Raw genomic sequence first — 16,390 nt, 5'->3', positions numbered from 1 at the left:
CCGTGGAACGTCGACGATTGACGTCCGTTCGTGACTCTATTGCAATCGGCGGCGATTTCCGACGGCGGACCGGAATTCCTCCATGATTTTCGGACGGAGGGCGCCGGGACGGATGTGCCCCGGAACGGCGAAAGCCCCGGCTCGCGGGGAGCCGGGGCCCGAGGGCGTGACGGGCGCGCCTCAGATGTTCACGCCGTGCGACCGGAGGTAGGCGGCCGGGTCGAGGTCGGAGCCGTACTCGGCGGACGTGCGGGCCTCGAAGTGGAGGTGGGCGCCGGTGACGTTGCCCGTGGCGCCGGAGAGACCGATCTGCTGGCCGGCGGCGACCTCCTGCCCCACCGACACGGCGATCGACGACAGGTGCGCGTACTGGGTGTACGTGCCGTCGTGCATCTTGATGACGACCTGGTTGCCGTACGCGCCGCCCCAGCCGGCCTCGACGACGGTGCCGACGCCCACGGACTGGACGGGCGTGCCGCTCGCGGCGTGGAAGTCGATCCCGGTGTGGCTGCCGGACGACCAGATGGCGCCGCCGCTCCGGTAGGCGGTCGAGACGTACGAGCCGGGGATCGGGGAGACGAAGGTGTTGAGCCGCTTGCGCTCGGCCTCGCGGGCGGCGCGCTCCTTCGCGGCGCGGGCCTTCTCCGCCTCCTCGGCCGCCCGCTCGCGCGCCGCCTCCTCGGCGGCCTTGCGCGCGGCCGCCTCGGCCGCCACGCGGGCGGCCTCGTGCTGGGCGGCGGCCTGGGCGTCGATGCGGTCGGCGATCACGTCACCCAGGGTGACGACGGGGGTGAGGCCGGTCCGTGCCGCGGCCGGTTCGGCGGCGAGCGCGGGGGCCGCGAGGGAGCCGACGACGCCGGTGCCCGCGAGGGCCGCGACGCCCGCGGCGCGGGCGGAACCGCGCTGGACGCGGCTGGGACGACGGTGCTTCCCGGTGGCGCGGGTGAACGCCATGTACAGGCTGGTCCTTTCCTTCCCTCTCGCCTACCGGGTTAGCTGACGGGTTCGGAGCAGGAAGGTCTCCTACGGACCCCCTCGCGACACGCGCGGGCGTCCGATTCACCCCAGGGATCTCATGTGGGTCCCCGGCTCCCCTGGCTCGCGCCGTACGGGGACTCGGCGATGGCTGTCCGGTGCCGCGGGTGCGGCGCACTGCCCGACGAACAGCCCGCACGAAGCTAAGCGGGACGTCGCGCGATCCCCAAACGATTCCCGGGTTTTGTAGCGCATACCACAGGGCAGACAGGCAACCTCCGCCCCAATTCGGGCATAAGGGAGCCCCGGTGGCGTCGCCGTCACCGGGGCCTTTCACGCGCGCGTGTGCGGCGGCTGCCCTACTCGGCCGTCACGACGGTGACTTCGCCGATCCCGAGCGCCTCCACGGGCGCCTTGATCTGCGCCGCGTCACCGACGAGCACGGTGACGAGACGGTCCACCGGGAAGGCGTTCACGACGGCTGCCGTGGCCTCCACGGTGCCGGTCGCGGCCAACTGCCGGTACAGGTCGGCCTGGTAGTGGTCCGGCAGGTGCTGCTCGACCTGGTCGGCCAGCGTGCTCGCGACGGCCGCGGCGGTCTCGTACTTGAGCGGCGCCACGCCCACCAGGTTCTGCACGGCGACGTCGCGCTCCTCGTCGGTGAGGCCCTCGGCGGCCAGCGTGCGCAGCACGGTCCACAGGTCGTCCAGTGCCGGACCGGTGTTGGGGGTGTCGACGGAGCCGCTGATGGCCAGCATCGACGCGCCCGTGCCGTCCGGGGCGGACCGCAGCACCTGGCCGAACGCCCGGACGCCGTAGGTGTATCCCTTCTCCTCGCGCAGGACGCGGTCCAGGCGCGAGGTGAGGGTGCCGCCGAGGCAGTACGTGCCGAGCACCTGCGCGGGCCACACCCGGTCGTGCCGGTCCGGGCCGACACGGCCGATCAGCAGCTGCGTCTGGACGGCGCCGGCCCGGTCCACGATGACCACGCGGCCGGTGTCGTCCGCGACCACCGGCGGCACCGGCCGCGGCTGGGCCTGCGAGCCCGTCCAGGCGCCCAGGGTGTCGGCGAGCAGCGCGTCCAGGTCGACGCCGGTGAGGTCGCCGACCACCACGGCGGTCGCCGTGGCCGGGCGGACGTGCTTCTCGTAGAAGCCGCGCACGGCCGCGGAGTCGATGCGCGCGACGGTCTCCTCGGTGCCCTGGCGCGGGCGCGACATGCGCGAACTCGCCGGGAACAGCTCCTTGGAGAGCTCCTTCCCGGCGCGGCGGGACGGGCTCGCCAGCTCGTGCGGGATCTCGTCGAGGCGGTTGCGGACCAGCCGCTCGATCTCGCTGTCGGCGAAGGCGGGCGCGCGCAGGGCGTCGGCGACCAGACCGAGCCCCTTGGCCAGCCGCGAGGCCGGCACCTCGAGGCTGAGGCGGACGCCGGGGTGGTCGGCGTGCGCGTCCAGGGTGGCGCCGCAGCGCTCCAGCTCGGCGGCGAACTCCTCGGCGGTGTGCTTGTCGGTGCCCTCGGAGAAGGCGCGCGCCATGATCGTGGCGACGCCGTCGAGGTCCTCCGGCTCCGCGTCCAGGGGGGCGTCGAGGACCACCTCGACGGCGACGACCTGCTGGCCGGGGCGGTGGCAGCGCAGCACGGTCAGGCCGTTGTCGAGGCCACCGCGCTCGGGGGCCGGGAAGGCCCAGGGCTTGGCCTCGCCCGCCTGCGGCCGGGGGTGGAACTCCATCGTGGCGAGCTCGGTCACTTCGCCGTCTCCTCGTTGTCGTCGGCGCCGGCTGCGGCTGCGGCTTCCTCGGTCTCGTCGGTGGCGTCCTCGGCCGCCGGGGCGACGGGCTCGTAGACGAGCACCGCGCGGTTGTCGGGCCGCAGGCGGGCCTTGGCGACCTCCTGCACCTCCTCGGCGGTCACCTCCAGGACGCGGCTCACGGCGGTCAGGGCGAGCTGCGGGTCGCCGAACAGCACGGCGTAGCGGCAGAGTTCGTCGGCGCGGCCGGCCACCGTGCCGAGCCGGTCGAGCCACTCGCGCTCCAGCTGGGCCTGGGCGCGCTCCATCTCCTCGGCGGTGGGGCCCTCCTCGGCGAAGCGGACGAGCTCCTCGTCGATGGCGGCCTCGATGACGGGCACCTCGACGTCGCCGGACGTCTTGACGTCCAGCCAGCCCAGGGACGGCGCCCCGGCCAGCCGCAGCAGGCCGAACCCGGCGGTCACGGCCGTACGGTCGCGCCGCACCAGGCGGTTGTAGAGCCGCGAGGACTCGCCGCCGCCGAGGACGGTGAGCGCCAGGTCGGCCGCGTCGCACGCGCGCGTGCCGTCCTCCGGGAGCCGGTAGGCGGCCATCAGCGCCCGCGCGGGGACCTCCTCCTCGACGACCTCGCGCAGCTCCTCGCCGATGACGTCGGGCAGCGCGCCGTCGCGCGGGGCGGGCTTGCCGTCGTGCGACGGGATGGAGCCGAAGTACTTCTCGATCCAGGCGAGCGTCTGCTCCGGGTCGATGTCGCCGACCACGGAGAGCACGGCGTTGTTCGGCGCGTAGTACGTGCGGAAGAACTGGCGGGCGTCCTCCAGGGTCGCCGCGTCCAGGTCCGCCATCGACCCGATCGGGGTGTGGTGGTAGGGGTGGCCCTCCGGGTAGGAGAGGGCGGTGAGCTTCTCGAAGGCGGTGCCGTAGGGGACGTTGTCGTACCGCTGGCGGCGCTCGTTCTTCACCACGTCCCGCTGGTTCTCCATGGACTCCTCGTCCAGGGCGGTCAGCAGGGAGCCCATGCGGTCGGCCTCCAGCCAGAGGGCGAGCTCCAGCTGGTGGGCGGGCATGGTCTCGAAGTAGTTGGTGCGCTCGAAGCTCGTCGTGCCGTTGAGCGAGCCGCCGGCGCCCTGCACCAGTTCGAAGTGGCCGTTGCCCTTCACCTGGGCGGACCCCTGGAACATCAGGTGCTCGAAAAGGTGAGCCAGGCCGGTGCGGCCCTTGACCTCGTGGCGTGAGCCGACGTCGTACCAGAGGCACACCGCGGCGACCGGGGTCAGGTGGTCCTCGGAGAGCACCACGCGCAGGCCGTTGGCCAGGCGGTGTTCGGTCGCTGTCAGGCCCCCGGAGCCTGCCTGGGCTGTGGCCGTGTGACCCATGGGCATGTACGTCCCTTCGATCGCGGAGGCGGTCGTCGTCGACACCGCCGTTTCTGCCGGTCCTGCCACTGTATGCAAGCGTGTGAGGGGTCGGCGGAGTTCCCGGGCCGGGCGGCTACGCCGAGAGCGAGAACCTGGTGGGGCGGGTGGTGCGGGAGTGGGTGAAGCCCACGGCGCGTGACGCGGGGTGCGCGCGGGGTCGCCCTCTCGGGCGCGCTGCCGTGCGCGGTTGCGCGCTGCGGGGACGCGGTGGACGGAGGGCGCACGCCGGGTGCGTGTCGGGGCCCCGTACCGGCCGTGGGGGGCCGCGCGGAGGGCGGCTCCGGGTGTGCGGAGCCCCCGGGCGGGTCCCCTCCCCGTGCCCGGGAGGGGGTCCTCGGCCGTACAGGACGCCCGGGCGGGACCGCCCCCGTCCGGGCGCCGGGAGGCACGCCCCGGACCACCGAGGCCCGCGGTCGCAGGCGCGCCGACCGCCCTCGACGACGCGGACGGCGGGCCGCGGGGCCACCCCGCGGAGCGCGCGGCGGCGGCGCCGCGTAGCCTGCTCGCGCCGCCGTACCGCGCCGAACCGGGCGGCAGGACCCTGGTCCTGGTCCCTCTCTGTCAGTGCGAAGGTCCACAATGGTCCGCGTCAGATCCCGTCCCACGCTTCAGCAAGGAGCCGGCAGCGATGGCCCGCCGCAGCACGAAGACCCCGCCGCCCGACGACCCGTACGAGGAGAAGATCCTCGACATCGACGTCGTCGACGAGATGCAGGGCTCCTTCCTCGAGTACGCGTACTCGGTCATCTACTCCCGCGCCCTGCCCGACGCGCGTGACGGTCTCAAGCCGGTGCACCGCCGCATCGTCTACCAGATGAACGAGATGGGGCTGCGCCCCGAGCGCGGTTACGTGAAGTGCGCGCGCGTGGTCGGCGAGGTGATGGGCAAGCTGCACCCGCACGGCGACGCGTCGATCTACGACGCCCTGGTCCGCATGGCGCAGCCGTTCTCCATGCGCCTGCCCCTGGTGGACGGCCACGGCAACTTCGGCTCGCTGGGCAACGACGACCCGCCCGCCGCGATGCGGTACACCGAGTGCCGGATGGCGGAGGCCACCGGTCTGATGACCGAGTCCATCGACGAGGACACGGTCGACTTCGCGCCCAACTACGACGGCCAGGAGCAGGAACCGGTCGCCCTGCCGGCCGCGTTCCCGAACCTCCTGGTGAACGGCGCCTCGGGCATCGCCGTCGGCATGGCCACCAACATGCCGCCGCACAACCTGCGCGAGGTGATCGCCGCCGCCCGGCACCTGATCCGCTACCCGAACGCCGACCTCGACGCCCTGATGAAGCACGTCCCGGGCCCCGATCTGCCCACGGGCGGCCGGATCGTCGGCCTCTCCGGCGTCCGGGACGCGTACGAGACCGGGCGCGGCACGTTCAAGATCCGCGCGACGGTGACCGTGGAGGACGTGACGGCGCGCCGCAAGGGCCTGGTCGTCACCGAGCTGCCGTTCACGGTCGGCCCGGAGAAGGTGATCGCCAAGATCAAGGACCTGGTGGGCTCGAAGAAGCTCCAGGGCATCGCCGACGTCAAGGACCTCACCGACCGCGAGCACGGCCTGCGCCTGGTCATCGAGATCAAGAACGGCTTCGTGCCGGAGGCGGTGCTGGAGCAGCTCTACAAGCTGACGCCGATGGAGGAGTCCTTCGGCATCAACAACGTGGCGCTGGTGGACGGCCAGCCCCTCACCCTCGGCCTCAAGGAGCTGCTCGAGGTCTACCTCGACCACCGCTTCAACGTGGTGCGCCGCCGCTCGGAGTTCCGCCGCGGCAAGAAGCGCGACCGGCTGCACCTGGTCGAGGGCCTGCTCACGGCCCTGGTCGACATCGACGAGGTCATCCGCCTCATCCGCTCCAGCGAGAACTCCGCGCAGGCCAAGGAGCGGCTGATCGAGCGCTTCTCGCTGAGCGACGTGCAGACCCAGTACATCCTGGACACCCCGCTGCGCCGTCTCACCAAGTACGACCGGATCGAGCTGGAGGCCGAGAAGGACCGGCTGAACGCGGAGATCGAGGAGCTGACCCGGATCCTGGACTCGGACGCGGAGCTGCGCAAGCTGGTCTCGGCAGAACTGGCCGCGGTGGCGAAGAAGTTCGGCAACGACCGGCGCACGCTGCTGCTGGAGTCGGCCGGCGCCCCGGCCGCGGTGCCGCTGCAGGTGGCGGACACCCCGTGCCGGGTGCTGCTGTCGTCCACGGGGCTGCTGGCGCGCACCGCCGACGACCGGCCGTTCGGCGACACCTCCGGGGCCAAGCGGGTCAAGCACGACCTGATCGTCTCGGCGGTCCCGGCGACCGCGCGCGGCGAGATCGGCGTGGTCACGTCGGCCGGCCGGCTGCTCCGGGTGAACGTGATCGACCTGCCCCAGCTGCCCGAGGCGATGCCGTCGCCGAACCTGTCGGGCGGTGCGCCGCTGGCGGAGTTCGTGTCCCTGGAGGACGACGAGCAGGTGGTGTGCCTGACGACGCTCGACGAGTCCTCGCCGGGCCTGGCGCTCGGCACCCAGCAGGGCGTGGTCAAGCGCGTGGTGCCCGACTACCCCTCCAACAAGGAGGAGCTCGAGGTCATCACCCTCAAGGAGGGCGACCGGATCGTCGGCGCGGCCGAGCTGCGCACGGGCGAGGAGGACCTGGTCTTCATCACCGACGACGCACAGCTGCTGCGCTACCCGGCGGCCCAGGTGCGCCCGCAGGGACGCCCGGCGGGCGGCATGACGGGCATCAAGCTCGGCGAGGGCGCGAAGGTCATCAGCTTCACGGCGGTCGACCCGGCGGCGGACGCGGTGGTGTTCACGGTCGCGGGCTCGCGCGGCACGCTGGACGACTCGGTCCAGACGACGGCCAAGCTGACCCCGTTCGACCAGTACCCGCGCAAGGGCCGGGCCACCGGCGGCGTGCGCTGCCAGCGGTTCCTGAAGGGCGAGGACTGCCTGTCCCTGGCCTGGGCGGGCCCGGCCCCGGCACGCGCGGCGCAGAAGAACGGCGCGGCGGTGAGCCTCCCGCAGATCGACCCGCGCCGGGACGGCTCGGGCGTGTCCCTGGCCAAGACGGTGGCCGTGGTGGCGGGCCCGGTCTAGGCCGCCGGGTCCTCGCCCTCCTGGACGTAGCGCAGGACGCCCCACATGCCGGCCTCGTCGTCGGTGTGCGGGGCGCCGTCGCTCACACACCCCTCCAGCTCGGCGCGGAGGGCGCCGGTGTCGAGGCCGGTCCCGATCAGCACGAGCTGCGTCGCCCGCTCGGCGCCGTCGGCCGGCCACGGCTCGGGGTAGAAGCGCAGGAACCGGCCGACGGCGTGCACGGCGTACCGGTTGCGCGTGTCGTACGGGCCGAAGTCGACGTACCCCTTGATGCGGTACAGCCCGGCCGGCCTGCTGTCGAGGAACGCGATGAGCCGCCGCGGGTCGAGCGGGGTCTCGGACACGAACGACAGGCTGTCGTACCCGGCGTGCAGATGCGTGCCGTGCTCGTCCTCGTGCCCGGGGCCGTCGCGGTGGAGGTCGTCGAAGGACAGTTGCCCGACGCGTTCCCGGCCGGGCCGGCAGTCGAAGAGGAACTCGGGGTCGACCCGGCCGTGCGTGGCGGGCACCACGGCCGCCCGGTCGACGAGGGACCTGACCGTCTTCAGCACGGGCTCCGGGTCGTCCACCCGGTCGGTCTTGTTCACGACCACGAGGTCGGCGAGCGCCAGGTGCCGGTCGATGCCGGGGTGCGCGGCCCGGGTCTCGTCGAACTCGGCGGCGTCGACGACCTCGACGAGTCCGCCGTAGACGATGTCCGGCAGTTCGCTGGCGAGCACCATGCGGACGAGTTCCCGGGGTTCGGCCAGGCCGCTCGCCTCGATGACGATGACGTCGATCCCGGTGGAGGGGCGGGCGAGCCGCTCGAGGTACTCGTCGAGTTCACTGGCGTCGACGGCACAGCAGAGGCACCCGTTGCCGAGGGACACGGTGGAGTCGCCGAGGGCGCCCGCGACGGCCATCGCGTCGATCTCGACGGCACCGAAGTCGTTCACGACCGCGCCGATGCGGCTGCCGCCGCTGCGGTGGAGGAGGTGGTTGAGCAGGGTGGTCTTGCCCGAGCCGAGGAATCCGGCCAGCACGACCACCGGAATCTGCCGCCCGCTGCTCCGCTCCGACACACGACCCCTCTCACACCTGTGCGCACACCGGCTCGCTGGCGGCGTGCGCACGGACGAACGACTGACGGTCCAGGATACGAGTACCCGCGACCGCCCCGGAGCGAACGATCGTCAGCGGCGTGCGCGGGGCGGACGTCGGGCAGGGCACCGGGCTGGGCGGCCCTCGCTTCCCTTCGTGCGCCTCCTCTCCGCCTTCCCGCCGAGCAGAGCCGGCTCGGCGCCCCGGGAGGCCACAAGTGCCCGGGACGCGGCGCGCCGGCGGCCGGTGGGCCGACAAGGCGCCGACGTCGAAGTCAGGTTAGGCTCACCTGTGTGAGTAGCACGTGCTCTACCGTCTCCCGCGAGCTCGACGAGCCCGTCGCGGGAACCGCGGCGACCGCGAGGACCTGGCTGCTGCTGGAGCAGCCCGGCCCGTGGGGCGCCAAGGCGCTCACGTCGAGCCACCTCGACCCCGCCCTGGGCCGCGCCCTGGAGGCCGCCGCGAAGGGCACGGGCGTACGCATCGCCCTCATCAGGCGTCCCGGTCGCCACGCGGACAGCCGCATGCCCGCCACGCGCCGCGTCTACCTGGCCCACACCGTGCCGGGTGACGTCTGGCTGCACACCGCCACCACCAACGACCCCGCCCGCCTCCTCGACCTCGACTTCCCGGCCCTCGGCCGCGGCGACGCCGCCGGTTTCGGCACGGTGCTGGGCGGCGTCCCGCACGACGGCGACCCCCTCGCCCTCGTCTGCACCAACGGCAAGCGCGACCGCTGCTGCGCCCTGCTCGGCAGGCCCCTCGCGGCCGAACTGGCCTCCTCCGGGGTCGAGGGCGTCTGGGAGGTCACCCACCTGGGCGGTCACCGCTTCTCCCCCACCGTGCTCGTGCTGCCGTACGGCTACGCCTACGGGCGGGCGGAGGCGCACGCCGTCAAGGAGGTGCTGCACGGCGCGCGGGAGGGACGGATCGTGACCGAGGGATGCCGGGGCGGCTCCGCGTGGGAGCGGCCCGGTCAGGCGGCCGAGCTGGCCGTACGGCGTGCCGTGCGGGAGGACGCCGCGCAGGTGCTGAGCGTCGTCCGCACGGAGGGCACGGCGCCGCGCTGGGAGGTGACCGTCGCCCACGCGGACGGGCGGCGCTGGCGGGTGGAGGTCGTCCAGGGGGCCTCCCTGCCGCCCCGCCCGGAGAGCTGCGGCTCGGTGCTCGGCTCACCCGCGCGGATGGACGTCGTCGACGTCCGTGCGCTCACCCCCGCGGCCATGGCCGGCTGACTGCCGGGGAAGCCCGTCACACCCCTACGGCGCCCCCGTCTCCCCCGCGTACCGTCGGGGCATGCCCCCCACAGCTTCCGCTCGCCGTCTGCGCCTCGGCCTGCCGCGGCGGGTGTTCTCCCAGGTCCTGTTGATGCAGGTGGCGATCGCCGCCGGCGTCGCGGTGCTGGCGACCGGCCTGTTCCTCGCACCGCTCGGTGAGCAGCTGGACGACCAGGCGATGCGCCGCGCCCTCGCGATCGCGCAGACCACGGCGCAGCAGCCGCAGACGGCCGAGGACCTGCGCGCCACGGAGCCCACGCCCGACGGGCCGGTGCAGCGGGGGGCGGAGCGGATCCGGCGGGCCACCGGCGCGGAGTACGTGGTGGTGCTGGACCGGCGGGGCGTGCGCTGGTCGCACACCGATCCGGAGCGGATCGGCGGAGTGGTGTCGACCGACCCCGGTGCGGCGCTGGCCGGCCGCGAGGTCATGGAGATCGACGAGGGCACCCTGGGGCGTACCGCTCGGGGCAAGGTCCCGTTGCGGGACGCGGACGGGCAGGTCGTCGGCGCGGTCTCGGTCGGCATCGCCTACGACAGCGTCCGCGCGCGGCTGGTCCACGCCGTTCCGGGGCTCCTCGCGTACGCGGGCGGCGCCCTCGCGGTGGGCGCGCTGGCGGCCTGGCTGATCTCCCGGCGGGTGCAGCGGCAGACGCGTGACCTGGCCTTCTCCGACATCGCCGCGCTGCTCGCGGAGCGCGAGGCGATGCTGCACGGCATCCGGGAGGGCGTCGTGGCCCTGGACCGCGACGGGCGCATCCGGCTGCTGAACGACGAGGCGCAGCGGCTGCTGGGCATCGGCGAGGAGGCCGTCGGCCGCTCGCCCGACGCGTCGCTGGGCCCGGGCCGGACCGCCGACGTGCTGGCGGGGCGGGTGAGCGGCGCCGATCTGCTCACCGTCCGCGGGCGGCGGGTGCTGGTCGCGAACCGTATGCCGACCGACGACGGCGGCGCCGTGGCCACCCTGCGCGACCGGACCGAGCTGGACCGGCTGGGCCGGGAGCTCGACTCCACGCGCGGGCTGATCGACGCGCTGCGCGCCCAGGACCACGAGCACGCGAACCGCATGCACACCCTGCTGGGTCTGCTGGAGCTGGAGATGTACGAGGACGCGGTGGAGTTCGTCGGCGACGTGGTGGGCGACCACCGGGCCACGTCGGAGCAGGTCACGGAGAGGATCCGGGACCCGTTGCTGGCGGCGCTGCTGGTGGGCAAGGCGACGGTGGCGGCCGAGCGCGGGGCGGCGCTGCGGCTGTCGGACCGGTCCCGGCTGCCGGACCGGCTGGTCGACCCTCGCGGGCTGGTGACCGTCGTGGGGAACCTGGTGGACAACGCCCTGGACGCCGTCGCGGGCACGTCCGACGCGCGCGTGGAGGTCGAGTTGCGCGCCGAGGGCCGTACGGCGGTGCTCGTGGTGCGGGACACCGGCCCCGGCGTGCCGCCCGGACAGCGGGAGCTGGTCTTCGCCGAGGGCTGGTCCACCAAGGAGCCGCCCGGCCATCGCGAGCGCGGCATCGGGCTGTCGCTGGTACGCCGGCTCGCGCACCGGCAGGGAGGCGACGCGCGCGTGGGCGAGGCGCCGGGCGGGGGCGCCGAGTTCACCGTCGTCCTGCCGGAGGCGCTGGCCGAGCCGGAGCCGCCGGCCGCCCCCGCGGGTGCCCCGGCACTGCCCACGGGTCCCGAGGGAGCGCGGTGATCGTGGTGCTGGTCGTGGACGACGACGTCCGCGTGGGGCGGGTCGACGCGGCCTGCGTCGACAGGGTGCCCGGCTTCCGTGCCGTGTCTCCGGCGCACAGCGCTGCCGAGGCGCTGGGGCGCGTGCGGACGCTTCCCGGGTGGATCTCGTCCTCATGGACCGCCATCTGCCCGACGAGACGGGGCTGGACCTCCTCCGGGAGATGCGGCGGCGCGGCCGCCGAGCGGATGTGATCATGGTGACGGCGGCCCGGGACGTGACGACGGCCCAGGCGGCGATGCGGCTCGACGCGCGGCGGTTCCTGGTCAGGCCGTTCGCCTTCGCCGGGCCGCGCGGCTGCGCCGCACCCTGGACGGCGACGGCGAGGCGGAGCAGGCGGAGGTGGACCGCGACTTCGGCGCGCTGTCGGAATCGGCCGGTCCACAGCTCCAAGGGGCACTCCCCCACCACGGCGGACCTCGTACGGCGGGCGCCGACGACTGCCGAGGGACCGCTGTCGGCGCAGGAGGTCGCCGGGCGGACGGGAGGGTGAGCCGGCAGACCCGCACAGCGCTGTCTGAGGCTCCTGGAGCACAGGGACGGGCCACGCCGGCCCTGCGGCACGGGGGCGCGGGCCGCCCGGAACACCGTCACGTGTGGGCGGCCCGCGCCTGAGGCACGGCCCGCGGGGGAGGGAACCGTGTCCCCTCCTCGTACGGATGCCGGCACCGTACGTCTCTGGGCGGCCGGACGTCCCTCACTCAGGCCGCGCCCGCGCCTGTCAGCGAGCGCACCTCGGCCTCGGCGTGGCGGGCTTCGTCAGGGGTTTCGGCGGAGGCGACCGTGCCGAGCCAGCCGGCGAGGAAGCCCAGCGGGATGGAGACCAGTCCCGGGTTCTGCAGCGGGAAGAGCTGGAAGTCGGCGCCGGGGAAGAGGGAGTCGGGGCTGCCGGACACCACCGGGGACAGCAGCACCAGCACCACCGCCGGGATCAGGCCGCCGTAGACGGACCACACGGCGCCGCGGGTGGTGAAGCCGCGCCAGAACAGCGAGTAGAGCAGCACGGGCAGGTTCGCGGACGCGGCGACGGCGAAGGCGAGGCCCACCAGGAACGCGACGTTGAGGTCGCGGGCCAGCAGGCCCAGGGCGATCGCGACGACGCCGATGCCGGCCGCGGCGACGCGCGCGACGGCGACCTCGCTGCGCTGCTTGCCGCCCGGGCGGCGCAGGGAGGCGTACAGGTCGTGGGCGACGGAGGCCGAGGAGGCGAGCGTGATCCCGGCGACCACGGCGAGGATCGTGGCGAAGGCGACCGCGGCGACGACCGCGAAGAGGACCGTGCCGCCCGTGGTGCCGGCGCCGCCGCCGAGGTCGAGCGCGAGCAGCGGGACCGCCGTGTTGCCCGACGCGTGCGAGGCGCGCACCGCGTCCGGTCCGATGAGCGCGGCGGCGCCGAAGCCGAGCACGATGATCATCAGGTAGAAGCCGCCGATGAGTCCGATCGCCCAGACCACGGACCGCCGGGCGGCCCGTGCGGTGGGGACGGTGTAGAAACGGGACAGGATGTGCGGCAGGCCCGCCGTGCCCAGGACCAGGGCGAGTCCGAGGCTGATGAAGTCGAAGCGGGCGGTCCAGTCGCCGCCGTAGGCGAGGCCGGGGGCGAGGAACGCGTCGCCGTGGCCGCTGCGTTCGGCGGCGGTGTGCAGCAGGCGGCCGACGTCCCCGTGGAAGCGCAGCAGGACGAGGACGGTCAGGGTGACGGTGCCGCCGAGCAGCAGGACCGCCTTCACGATCTGGATCCACGTGGTGGCGCGCATGCCGCCGAGCGACACGTAGATCACCATGAGCGCGCCGACGCCGACCACCGTCCACGCCTGCACGGCCTCGCCGGTGCCGCCGAGCAGCAGCGCGACGAGGCTGCCCGCGCCGACCATCTGCGCCACCAGGTACAGCACGGAGACGGCGACGGACGAGGCGCCGGCCGCGATGCGCACCGGCCGCTCCCGCATACGGGCGGCGACCACGTCGGCGAGCGTGAACCGCCCGCAGTTGCGCACCAGTTCGGCGACCAGGAACAGCACGACCAGCCAGGCCACGAGGAAGCCCACCGAGTAGAGCATCCCGTCGTAGCCGACGAGGGCGATGAGCCCGGAGACGCCGAGGAAGGAGGCGGCCGACAAGTAGTCGCCCGCGATGGCAAAACCATTTTCCATCGGTGAGAAGAGGCGGTTGCCCGCGTAGAACTCCTCGGCGGAGCCCTGGCGGCGGCGGCTCACCCAGGTGGTGATGATCAGCGTGACGGCGACGAACGCGCTGAACAGCAGCAGGGCGGTGGTCCGGTGGTCGGTCGTCATGACGCCCCGCCTCTGCCCCGCGCCATCTCCTGGGTGTCCCAGCGCAGTTCCAGCGCCGCGCGGTCGCGCCGCAGCCGCGCGTGGCGGACGTAGGCCCAGGTGAGCAGGAAGGTGGTGAGGAACTGGCCGAGCCCCGCGAGCATCCCGACGTTCACCGCGCCCGCGACGGGGCGCGCCATCAGCCCGGGGACGGTGGTGGCGGTGACGACGTACGCGACGTACCAGACGAGGAAGGCGGCGGCCCCGGGGATCACGAAGCGCCGGTGGCGACGGCGCACTTCCTGGAAGGCCGCGCTGCGCTGCACCTCGAGGTAGATGTCGGCCGCCGCGGGCACGGCGTCCGGCTCGGGCCGGGCCGGCGGGAGTGCCGTCGCCGCGGCCGCTTCGCCCCAGCCCGAGGCCAGGGCGTCGTACCAGGGATCGTCGTAGGTCACGTCCCCCGCATTGCTTCGCTGCATGCCCCAGGATGGACAGACCGGGAAGTTCCCTGGCCTTCTTCCTGTCCCGCTTCACCCCATCAGGTGACTGGAGCGTGCAGGCACCCGTGAGGACGGCTGGGGGCGCCGTCCCGCCGGCGGTTCCCGGCGGTCGGCGCCCCTCCGCGCACGTACTCCTAGGCGTCGATGCGGGAGCGGTCCAGCGTGGCCGCGGAGCTGGAGATGAACTCCTTGCGCGGGGCGACGTCGTTGCCCATGAGGAGGTCGAAGACCTGCTCGGCGGCCTCGAGGTCGGTGAGGTTGATCCGGCGCAGGGTGCGGTGGCGCGGGTCCATCGTGGTCTCGGCCAGCTGGTCGGCGTCCATCTCGCCGAGGCCCTTGTAGCGCTGGATCGAGTCCTTGTACCGGACGCCCTTGCTCTGCAGCTCCATGAGCTTGTCCCGCAGCTCCCGGTCCGAGTACGTGTACACGTACTTGTCCTGGCCCTTCCTGGGCTGGACGATCTCGATCCGGTGCAGCGGCGGCACCGCGGCGAAGACCCGGCCGGCCTCGACCATGGGCCGCATGTAGCGGTGGAACAGGGTCAGGAGCAGCGTGCGGATGTGGGAGCCGTCCACATCGGCGTCGGTCATCATGATGATCTTGCCGTAGCGCGCCGCGTCGATGTCGAAGGTCCGGCCGGACCCGGCTCCTATGACCTGGATGATCGCGCCGCACTCGGCGTTCTTGAGCATGTCCGTGACGGACGACTTCTGCACGTTGAGGATCTTGCCGCGGATCGGCAGCAGCGCCTGGAACTCGGAGTTCCGGGCGAGCTTCGCCGTGCCGAGCGCCGAGTCGCCCTCGACGATGAACAGCTCGCTGCGGTCGACGTCGTCGCTGCGGCAGTCGGCGAGCTTGGCGGGCAGCGAGGAGGACTCCAGGGCCGTCTTGCGGCGCTGCGCGTCCTTGTGCTGGCGGGCGGCGATACGGGTCCGGGCCGCGGCCACCGCCTTCTCCATCACCACGCGTGCCTGCTGGGCGGCGTCCCGCTTGGTGGAGGTCAGGAACGCCTTGAGCTCCTTGGCCACCACGTTGTTCACGATGCGGCGGGCCGCGGAGGTGCCGAGCACCTCCTTGGTCTGCCCTTCGAACTGGGGCTCCGCAAGGCGGACCGTGACCACCGCGGTCAGGCCCTCGAGGGCGTCGTCCTTGACGATGTCGTCCTCGGCGACGCGCAGCATCTTCTTGGCCCGCAGGACCTCGTTCATCGTCTTGGCGACGGCCTGCTCGAAGCCCGCGACGTGGGTGCCGCCCTTGGGGGTGGCGATGATGTTGACGAACGACCGCACCGTCGTGTCGTAGCCGGTCCCCCAGCGCAGCGCGATGTCCACGCCGAGCTCGCGGGTGACCTCGGTGGGCGTCATCTGACCGCGGTCGTCCAGGACGGGGACGGTCTCCTTGAAGGTGCCCTGGCCACTGAGGCGGAGGGTGTCGCACACGGGCCTGTCGGAGGCCAGGAACTCGCAGAACTCGCTGATCCCGCCGTCGAAGCGGAAGGACTCCTCGCCCTTGCTGCCGCCCTCGCCGAGCCCGTACTCGTCGCGGACGACGATGGTCAGGCCGGGCACCAGGAACGCGGTCTGCCGGGCGCGCTGGTGCAGGGTGTCCAGGGCGAGCTTGGCGTCCTTGAGGAAGATCTGGCGGTCGGCCCAGTAGCGCACCCGGGTGCCGCTGCGGGTCTTGGGGATCTTTTTGGTCTTGCGCAGCCCGCTCCTGGGCTCGAACTTCGCGTCCGGGCCCAGGGCGGAGAAGACGCCGGGGACGCCGCGCCGGAAGCTGATCGCGTGGGTGTGGCCCCCGCGGTCCACCTCCACGTCGAGCCGCGCGGAGAGCGCGTTGACCACGGAGGCGCCGACGCCGTGCAGACCGCCGGAGGCCGCGTAGGAGCCGCCGCCGAACTTTCCGCCGGCGTGCAGCTTGGTCATGACGACCTCGACACCGGAGAGGCCGGTCTTGGGCTCGACGTCGACCGGGATGCCGCGGCCGTTGTCCTTGACCTCCACCGAGCCGTCGTCATGGAGCACGACCTCGATGTGGTCGCAGTAGCCGCCGAGGGACTCGTCCACGGCGTTGTCGATGATCTCCCAGAGGCAGTGCATCAGGCCACGGCTGTCCGTGGACCCGATGTACATGCCGGGGCGCTTGCGCACGGCCTCGAGCCCCTCGAGGACGAGCAGGTGCCGCGCGGTGTAGTTGGAACCGTCCCGGTCTGCTCCTGCCAGCAGCGCTGTGGACGACGGCACGGACGTCTCGGCGGTCACGCGGTTCGCTCCTCGCTGAATTTCAGATGGGGCCCTCGTGGGTA

Annotated in this window: 10 protein-coding genes, 1 pseudogene and 1 riboswitch; of the genes and pseudogenes, 4 read left to right on the top strand and 7 right to left on the bottom strand. The window is 73.3% G+C overall.

Annotation, left to right across the window (positions count from 1 at the left end):
* Nucleotides 1-180: 180 nt before the first annotated feature.
* The 3 genes from ACIQ8B_RS26295 to ACIQ8B_RS26285 all read right to left on the bottom strand — a co-directional run bounded on the left by ACIQ8B_RS26295 (nt 181) and on the right by ACIQ8B_RS26285 (nt 4,105).
* A complete protein-coding gene (locus tag ACIQ8B_RS26295) occupies nt 181-954 on the bottom strand; it encodes a M23 family metallopeptidase (protein ID WP_403550115.1) in 774 nt (257 codons plus the stop codon).
* Between the two features lie 12 nt (nt 955-966).
* Nucleotides 967-1,132: riboswitch (cyclic di-AMP (ydaO/yuaA leader) on the bottom strand.
* 202 nt (nt 1,133-1,334) lie between these two features.
* Nucleotides 1,335-2,723 (bottom strand): M16 family metallopeptidase, encoded by a 1,389-nt coding sequence (locus ACIQ8B_RS26290; protein WP_403550113.1) that lies wholly within the window; start codon nt 2,721-2,723, stop codon nt 1,335-1,337.
* Nucleotides 2,720-4,105, bottom strand: coding sequence for a M16 family metallopeptidase (locus ACIQ8B_RS26285; protein ID WP_403550147.1), 1,386 nt, complete (start codon nt 4,103-4,105; stop codon nt 2,720-2,722). The genes ACIQ8B_RS26290 and ACIQ8B_RS26285 overlap by 4 nt, the downstream gene beginning before the upstream one ends.
* A 664-nt stretch (nt 4,106-4,769) precedes the next feature.
* Between ACIQ8B_RS26285 and ACIQ8B_RS26280 the strand changes: the two genes are divergently transcribed.
* Nucleotides 4,770-7,223 carry a DNA topoisomerase (ATP-hydrolyzing) subunit A gene (locus tag ACIQ8B_RS26280; RefSeq protein ID WP_106412087.1) on the top strand — a complete coding sequence of 818 codons (2,454 nt, stop codon included), beginning with the start codon at nt 4,770-4,772 and terminating at the stop codon, nt 7,221-7,223.
* Here the strand turns inward: ACIQ8B_RS26280 and ACIQ8B_RS26275 are convergent.
* Nucleotides 7,220-8,284 (bottom strand): GTP-binding protein, encoded by a 1,065-nt coding sequence (locus tag ACIQ8B_RS26275; protein WP_290004174.1) that lies wholly within the window; start codon nt 8,282-8,284, stop codon nt 7,220-7,222. The genes ACIQ8B_RS26280 and ACIQ8B_RS26275 overlap by 4 nt on opposite strands.
* 312 nt (nt 8,285-8,596) lie before the next feature.
* On the opposite strand from ACIQ8B_RS26275, the gene ACIQ8B_RS26270 reads away from it, so the two are divergent.
* The 3 genes and pseudogenes from ACIQ8B_RS26270 (at nt 8,597) to ACIQ8B_RS26260 (ending at nt 11,927) form a co-directional block, all read left to right on the top strand.
* Nucleotides 8,597-9,538, top strand: coding sequence for a sucrase ferredoxin (locus ACIQ8B_RS26270; RefSeq protein ID WP_290004175.1), 942 nt, complete (start codon nt 8,597-8,599; stop codon nt 9,536-9,538).
* A 61-nt stretch (nt 9,539-9,599) separates the two neighbouring features.
* On the top strand, nt 9,600-11,273 hold the full coding sequence (locus tag ACIQ8B_RS26265; RefSeq protein WP_403550110.1) for an ATP-binding protein: 1,674 nt from the start codon (nt 9,600-9,602) through the stop codon (nt 11,271-11,273).
* Nucleotides 11,270-11,927, top strand: a pseudogene (locus tag ACIQ8B_RS26260) (response regulator). The gene ACIQ8B_RS26265 and the pseudogene ACIQ8B_RS26260 overlap by 4 nt, the downstream one beginning before the upstream one ends.
* A gap of 86 nt (nt 11,928-12,013) precedes the next feature.
* Here the strand turns inward: ACIQ8B_RS26260 and ACIQ8B_RS26255 are convergent.
* The 3 genes from ACIQ8B_RS26255 to ACIQ8B_RS26245 all read right to left on the bottom strand — a co-directional run bounded on the left by ACIQ8B_RS26255 (nt 12,014) and on the right by ACIQ8B_RS26245 (nt 16,346).
* Nucleotides 12,014-13,606: a cation acetate symporter gene (locus ACIQ8B_RS26255; RefSeq protein ID WP_403550108.1), complete on the bottom strand. Its 1,593-nt coding sequence runs from the start codon at nt 13,604-13,606 to the stop codon at nt 12,014-12,016.
* The gene (locus ACIQ8B_RS26250; protein WP_365419638.1) at nt 13,603-14,064 is read right to left on the bottom strand and encodes a DUF485 domain-containing protein; all 462 of its coding nucleotides are present in this window, start codon (nt 14,062-14,064) and stop codon (nt 13,603-13,605) included. The genes ACIQ8B_RS26255 and ACIQ8B_RS26250 overlap by 4 nt, the downstream gene beginning before the upstream one ends.
* Nucleotides 14,065-14,219: 155 nt before the next feature.
* Nucleotides 14,220-16,346 (bottom strand): type IIA DNA topoisomerase subunit B, encoded by a 2,127-nt coding sequence (locus tag ACIQ8B_RS26245; RefSeq protein ID WP_403550106.1) that lies wholly within the window; start codon nt 16,344-16,346, stop codon nt 14,220-14,222.
* Nucleotides 16,347-16,390: the final 44 nt, after the last annotated feature.

Source organism: Streptomyces sp. NPDC096105, assembly GCF_044763335.1.
GTDB lineage: Bacteria > Actinomycetota > Actinomycetes > Streptomycetales > Streptomycetaceae > Streptomyces.
This window is presented reverse-complemented; position numbering and strand designations above follow the sequence as displayed.

What these genes read in the sequence shown, in the direction of transcription:
- ACIQ8B_RS26295 (WP_403550115.1), bottom strand. Translation starts at nt 954, where the DNA reads ATGGCGTTCACCCGCGCCACCGGGAAGCACCGTCGTCCCAGCCGCGTC.
- ACIQ8B_RS26285 (WP_403550147.1), bottom strand. Translation starts at nt 4,105, where the DNA reads ATGCCCATGGGTCACACGGCCACAGCCCAGGCAGGCTCCGGGGGCCTG.
- ACIQ8B_RS26280 (WP_106412087.1), top strand. Translation starts at nt 4,770, where the DNA reads ATGGCCCGCCGCAGCACGAAGACCCCGCCGCCCGACGACCCGTACGAG.
- ACIQ8B_RS26265 (WP_403550110.1), top strand. Translation starts at nt 9,600, where the DNA reads ATGCCCCCCACAGCTTCCGCTCGCCGTCTGCGCCTCGGCCTGCCGCGG.
- ACIQ8B_RS26255 (WP_403550108.1), bottom strand. Translation starts at nt 13,606, where the DNA reads ATGACGACCGACCACCGGACCACCGCCCTGCTGCTGTTCAGCGCGTTC.
- ACIQ8B_RS26250 (WP_365419638.1), bottom strand. Translation starts at nt 14,064, where the DNA reads ATGCAGCGAAGCAATGCGGGGGACGTGACCTACGACGATCCCTGGTAC.